This is a genomic window from Bradyrhizobium sp. 141 (assembly GCF_023074055.1).
Lineage (GTDB): Bacteria > Pseudomonadota > Alphaproteobacteria > Rhizobiales > Xanthobacteraceae > Bradyrhizobium.
Map to the genome: position 1 here is coordinate 522,740 of NZ_JADPKR010000108.1, position 6,000 is coordinate 528,739.

Annotated in this window: 6 protein-coding genes; 2 read left to right on the top strand and 4 right to left on the bottom strand. The window is 64.7% G+C overall.

Going from position 1 to position 6,000, the window contains the following annotated elements:
- The first annotated feature begins 21 nt into the window (after positions 1-21).
- Positions 22-1,569 (top strand): FAD-dependent oxidoreductase, encoded by a 1,548-nt coding sequence (locus IVA81_RS36180; RefSeq protein ID WP_247327098.1) that lies wholly within the window; start codon positions 22-24, stop codon positions 1,567-1,569.
- A 118-nt stretch (positions 1,570-1,687) separates the two neighbouring features.
- On the opposite strand, the gene IVA81_RS36185 is transcribed toward IVA81_RS36180, so the two are convergent.
- Complete coding sequence (locus tag IVA81_RS36185) at positions 1,688-2,311, bottom strand: transglutaminase-like cysteine peptidase (protein WP_247327101.1); 624 nt, start codon at positions 2,309-2,311, stop codon at positions 1,688-1,690.
- Between the two features lie 140 nt (positions 2,312-2,451).
- Here IVA81_RS36185 and IVA81_RS36190 point away from each other — a divergent pair, with 140 nt between their 5' ends.
- On the top strand, positions 2,452-2,655 hold the full coding sequence (locus tag IVA81_RS36190) for a hypothetical protein (RefSeq protein WP_247327104.1): 204 nt from the start codon (positions 2,452-2,454) through the stop codon (positions 2,653-2,655).
- On the opposite strand, the gene IVA81_RS36195 is transcribed toward IVA81_RS36190, so the two are convergent.
- The 3 genes from IVA81_RS36195 to IVA81_RS36205 form a co-directional block, all read right to left on the bottom strand.
- The gene (locus IVA81_RS36195; RefSeq protein ID WP_247327106.1) at positions 2,642-3,253 is read right to left on the bottom strand and encodes a PilZ domain-containing protein; all 612 of its coding nucleotides are present in this window, start codon (positions 3,251-3,253) and stop codon (positions 2,642-2,644) included. The genes IVA81_RS36190 and IVA81_RS36195 overlap by 14 nt on opposite strands.
- Before the next feature lie 69 nt (positions 3,254-3,322).
- Positions 3,323-4,489: an MFS transporter gene (locus IVA81_RS36200; protein ID WP_247327107.1), complete on the bottom strand. Its 1,167-nt coding sequence runs from the start codon at positions 4,487-4,489 to the stop codon at positions 3,323-3,325.
- Between the two features lie 53 nt (positions 4,490-4,542).
- Entirely contained in the window at positions 4,543-5,790 is a 1,248-nt protein-coding gene (locus IVA81_RS36205; protein ID WP_256469415.1) for an MFS transporter, read from the bottom strand.
- Positions 5,791-6,000: the final 210 nt, after the last annotated feature.

Sequence of the window (6,000 nt, forward strand, 5' to 3'; positions counted from 1 at the left end):
GCTCTGCCGAGGAGCACTGCCATGAATGTACGGGATGAGCACACCCGATCGCTCTGGATGGATGTTTCGGTCGCCGATGCGCCGGCGCTATCCGGGACGGTGGGCACAGACGTCGTCGTTGTCGGCTCCGGAATTGCCGGGCTATCGGTCGCCTACGAGCTTGCAAGCCATGGACGCTCGGTCGTGGTGCTGGACCGCGGCGGTATCGGCAGCGGGATGACGGCGCGCACCACCGCGCATCTGGCCACCGCGCTCGACGACGGTTACGACGCGCTGGTGAGGGTGCGCGGCCTCGACTGCGCGCGGCGCTACTACCAGAGCGTCGCTGCCTCGATCGATCGCGCCGAGGCCATCCAGGGGGCTGAACATATCGATTGCGATTTTCAACGTGTCGACGGTTATTGGGTGCAGGCGCCTGAAACCGCCGCATCCGAGCTGGACACGGAATTGGATTGCTGTCGCAAGCTCGGAATCCCCGTCGAAAACTGCATCGAGCCGACCCCATTCCATGCCAAGGGCCAGGTGCGTTCGTTGCGCTTTCCCCGCCAGGCACGCCTGCACCCGAGCAAATATCTCGCTGGTCTTGCGAGCGCATTAGGCCGCCGGGGGGCGCAGCTCTACGCCGACACCTGTGTCGAGAGCATCCATCAGCGCCATGACGAGATGGTCGTGACGACTGCCTCAGGCTACGAGATCCACGCCGCCGACGTGGTGGTCGCGACAAACTCGCCGGTCAATGTGCAGGTGGCGATCCACACCAAGCAGGCGCCTTACCGCACCTATGCGCTCGCCGCCAAGATTGCGGCCGGCACGCTGGACGATGCGCTCTACTGGGATACGCTCGATCCCTATCATTATGTCCGGCTCCAGCCGCACTCTGCCGACGAGGATATCGTGATCATCGGCGGAGAAGATCACAAATCGGGTGAAGCGAACGACGGCGCACAGCGCCTTGATGCGCTCGAGCGCTGGGCGCGCGAGCGGTTGCCGGCTTTGCGCGAGGTCACTCATCGATGGTCCGGCCAGGTGCTGGAGCCGGTCGATTTCGCCGGCTTCATCGGCCACGCCCCCGGCGAAGAGCATGTCTTCATCGTCAGCGGCGATTCCGGGCAGGGGATCACGAACGGCCTCGTCGCCGGCCTCGTGGTGACGGATCTGATCACGACGGGCGCGAGCCCGTGGGAAGAGATCTACGCCCCGTCGCGGAAGATTCAGAAGAACATCGGCGAGTTCATCAGCGAGAACATCACGCCGCTGAAGAATTTTGCGGAGTATCTTGCGGCGAGCGAGATTGCGAGCGTCGAACGGCTGCGGCCCGGCGAGGGGCGGCTTGTCCGCAGCGGCCTGAAGAAGATCGCGGCTTGCCGGGACCGCAACGGACGTCTGCATCTGCACTCGGCCAGCTGCACCCATCTCGGCTGCGTCGTGCACTGGAATTCGCTGGAGCAGTGTTGGGATTGTCCCTGTCACGGGTCGCAATTCGCACCCGACGGCACCGCGCTCAACGGCCCTGCGGTCTCTCCGCTCGGCGGCGTCGAGAAGCCGGCCAATCTTGAAGCCGCGGAGTGAGTGGCATTCCCCCAAAAAAGTTGCGGCCAGCCATTGGGGGATGGCTGGCCGCGCGCGAACCGGTCTGGGACGGGGAGGGGTGGGGATGTGACCGGGTCGCGTAACTCCTTGTCTCTTTCTAATCTCTGGCGCTGGCGGTGGAGACCGCCGGTCTGGTATCGCCGAGCGAGACCCAGATGTTGGGATCGCTCTGCGACTGGCGCTTGACGAAGCGGTAGCCGGTCTCCGTCCAGGCAACGACGTTCTCGTTCTGATTGTCGAGAACGAACTCGCCCTTGTCGGTCTTCACCGTCAGCACCGCGTGTCCTTCGCCCTTCTTGTCGCGCACGACGGTGATGAGCAGGGCCTCGCGCGGCCATCCGGCATCGATCAGCATCTTGCGCTTCAACAACACGTAGTCTTCACAGTCGCCGTAACCGTCAGTCGGCAGCGACCATTTCTCGATCACGCCCCAGTGCTCCTGGTCGGTCAAAGGCTTGACGGTCTCGTTGACCCAGCGATTGACCTTGACGAGGTCGCGCCATGCGGCCTGCGACATCACGATGTCGCGTGCCTGCGTCGGTGCGCCCTGGCACTGGGCGGTATTGTCCGCACAGAACTCGACCCAGCCGATCGGCGCACGCGTAGTGTCACCGAGGCTCGCGTAGAGCAGACGGCCTTCGCCGGCCTGCGCTGTCGCGCCGATCCCGAAGAGCATGGCGGCCAGCGCCAGTCCCTTCCCCTGTCCCCTGAAATCAAACATTGCGGCCCCCGTTTCTTGTTGGGACCACATTTCGCATGGAGCTTTTGAGTTGCCGCTAAGTCAGCCAAGTCAAGTCGAGACGAATACAAGTAAAAGGCGAGGCGAATTCGATCTATACTTGAATCGAATTCTCATAAAATTTGAAACAACTGCCATTGATTCAAATTTTATCTATTAACGCGCAGACGCTGGCGGAACGCCGTTTCCGGGCGCAAATGGGCCGCGCGTTAACCCGCGCAAGACCCGCCACCACGCACGAAAAAGGCGGCGTCCGCATCGCGGAGGCCGCCTTCGAGGCTGGAAATGCAGTGGTTTTGACGTCCTCGCGCTTTACCGCGCGGTAACGCTCTCTTCGAGTGTCTCGATCGGCTGCGCGTGGACGAACTCCAGGGCGAAGCCGTCTTCGAGGTTTCTGACCACGCGGCCCTGGACCCGGCCGAGCAAAACCGTCGATCTCAGCGGCGGGCGGTTCTCCGCGGCGATCGCGGCGCCGGACAGCGAGAGATCGATGATGCGGCAGGTCATCTTGGTGCCGTCCTCGAGGGTCAGCACGGCGATCGGGTTGCGCGGCACGATACGGTCGTGGCGGCGATCCTCGGGCAGATTGAGGATGTCGCGGTTGGCGAGCCAGGTCAGCTGTGCCGCGAGCTTGTCGCGCTTGCGGGGCGTGGCACCGATCGTCATGGCGAAGCCGTTGTCGATGATGCGGGTGATCTTGCCCTCGACCCTGCCGATATGGTCGAGATAGGCGACCACGCGGTCGCCGACATTGCCGATGCCGGGGGCCAGCAGTGCCAGCCCGCCCGGCGACATGTTGATCACCTGGCAGGGGAATTCGCGGCGGTCGGGCAGCATGTAACGGCCGAGCAGGTGCACTTTCACCCGCTGGAAACGCCGACGCTCCTCGGCGGCCGGAAGAAATTTTTTGTTCGCCAACGCCATTTTCAACACCCGACCCCCCGCCCGGGCGGAGTCCGGGACGACCCTAAGGTGCATAGGGTTAATGCCGCGTTAGGATCGGGTGCGGCGGTAACGGACAGACACAATGCGCTCGAAGAGCCACATTAGCGGCGGGCAGGCCAGCACCGTCAGTGCGCCGACGTCGAGCGCGACCGCGGCACTGCCGGCCGATTTGGCGAGCCGGCCCGCCACCGCCGGGCCCAGCATCATCGCGGCATAGAAGAGTGTGTAGAATACGCCCATCCCGATCGCCCTTGTCTCCGGCGCGAGCACGCGGGCGGCCAGGCTCATGATCGGGCCGGCCGGATGGCCGCCGATCAGGCCGATCAGGACGAGGATCATGATCACGGCGTCGGACCGGGTCAGCCAGGCCAGCAGTCCGGCCACCATGAGGCTGGCCGCGCTCGCCAGCACGAGCGGCCGTTTGAACCGATCGGCCAGATAGCCGCCCGCCGGCACCGAGATCACCGACAGCCACATCACGAGGCTGATCGCCGATCCCGCCGCCGCAATGCTCCAGCCGCGCTCGGCCAGCAGCGACGGGCCGAACGAGAAGATCATCGCGAAGCCGACATTATAGAGACCCCAGATCATACCCGCGACGATCACCGCCAGCAGCGCCAGGAGATCGAGCCGGCCAGGGCCCACCGCGCTGGCGGTCGTTCCCGGCGGGGGCCGATAGAGCGTGATCAGCACGATGCCCATCGCTGTCAGCGTGCCGGCCGACAGAAACACCGCGCCCGCGCCGTAGGCGGTGCCGATCGCCGGCAGCACCAGGAGCGAGATCGCAACGCCGGCGGGCCATGAGTTGACGAAGATCGCCATCGCGGTTGCGATCTCCTTACCCGCGAACCAGTCGGTGCCCATCTTGGTGAGTTGCACCGTCAGCAGCACGCCGCCGGCGCCGGAGGCGAGCCGGCCCGCCAGCTGCCAGCCCCAGACGTCGGTCGTGGCCATCACGAGGCTGCCCGCCGTCATCAGCAACAGTGCGGCGATCGTCGTCGGCCTGTCGCCAAGCCTTCGGCCGATCGCGCCGCCCGGCAGCGCCAGCACGACGCCTGGCGTGAAGTAGAGGCCGATCAGGATGCCGATGTCCGCCAGCCCAACGCCAAAAGTCTGTTGCAGCAGCGGCGCGACCGCGGCCACGCTCTGGAATTGGAATGCGATGGTGAGGCGCACGATGAACAGGATCGCAAGAATGCCCCAGCGATTGCGCAACGCTTCATCTCCCCCAAGCCCTGGGTCGAGCGTGCGGTGGAGAGAGGCCGGAGTCAACCGGCTGTCTTCCTCGCCGCGCGCCCATAGAGCAGACACAGCAGCGCCAGCAGCACCGCGGCCGACAGCCCGAGTGACCAGTGAATGCCGATCGCTGCGCCTGATAGCCCAACCGTGATGCCGCTGAAGGCCCGCATCCCGAGCCCCGCCATATTATAGAGTCCGACGACGCGGCCGCGGATGTCGTGCGGCGCATTCAGCTGCACCAGGGCTTGCGCCATGGTGTTGAACGACAGCTCGAAGAATCCCGCGCAGAACAAGAGCGCGATCGCAACCGGATAGATCGGCACCGCGGCGAAGCCTAGCAGCGCCACGCTCCAGAGCATCGCGAGCATGATCGCGGTGCGCGGCGTGCCCTTGAGGCGTCCCCAGGATTCCAGCGCAATGCCGGCCAGCAGCGCGCCGGCGGCGTCGGCCGCGAGCAGCACGCTGTAGGAAACGCCGGGATCGCCATGGCCGAGATCGCCGGCATAGCCCGGCATCTGGGCGTGATAGGCATTGCCGATCATGAAGGAGGTGAGGCCCGCGAGCCACGTCATCGCCGTCAGCACCGGCTGGGTGCCGATGGCCCGGATGGTCAGCACGATGTCGGCAAGGCCGCGCACGGCAAAGCGCCGCACCGCCACGCTGTTGTCGCGCACAGGCGCCCAGAACAGCCACAGCAGCATCGGCAGATAGAACAGCGTGTTGAAGATGATTCCGTGCGAGGTGCCGAGCGTCAGCATGATGATTCCGCCGACGGCAGGCCCGACCAAAATGCCGAGATAGCGCGCCATCGCGTTCAGCCGCACCGCGCTCGGAAGGTCGGCGGGGCCGACGAGGTCGTAGAGCAGCAGCTGGTTGGGCGTCTGCCACAACACGCCGGCGCAGCCATGGATCACCAGCAGCAGCATCGCGTGCCACATCTGGATCGTATCGGTGATGAAGAAGAAGCCCCATCCGCTTGATGCGACAATGAACAGCAGCATGCCGCACTGGATGATGCGGCGCGGATCGAACCGGTCGGCGAGCCCGCCGACCGCGACCGAGAACAGCAGAAACGGCAACCAGTGCGACAGCACCGCAAAGCCCGCCAGCGCCGGTGAATGGAATTTCTGGAACACCACCCAATAGCTGATCACATGCTCGATATTGTCCGCCATCATCGCCAGCACATAGGCCATGAACTGGAGGCGGTACGGCACCGACTTCATCGCCGCGAACGAGCCGGACGCGACCACGGGATTTTGGGGCAGGGGGTTCAAGGGAGCACCAGGAAAGGACTATTTTGCGGCCTTACACGTTCACCGGCGAGGGCTCAAGACACTTGGGTGTGCTCGAACATCAGCCATGCAATGCTGCCACGGGCTCCGTCATCATCCTGAGAGCTTGTGACCCTATGAGTTGCGGGCGCGCTATTTGGCTCGGTGGGACGATAGCAATCGGGCGGTAGGCCTCAAGGTTGGTGGGATTTG

Excerpts from the sequence above, each read along its gene's own strand:
- IVA81_RS36180 (WP_247327098.1), top strand. The coding sequence starts at position 22 with ATGAATGTACGGGATGAGCACACCCGATCGCTCTGGATGGATGTTTCG.
- IVA81_RS36185 (WP_247327101.1), bottom strand. The coding sequence starts at position 2,311 with ATGTTTGATTTCAGGGGACAGGGGAAGGGACTGGCGCTGGCCGCCATG.
- IVA81_RS36195 (WP_247327106.1), bottom strand. The coding sequence starts at position 3,253 with ATGGCGTTGGCGAACAAAAAATTTCTTCCGGCCGCCGAGGAGCGTCGG.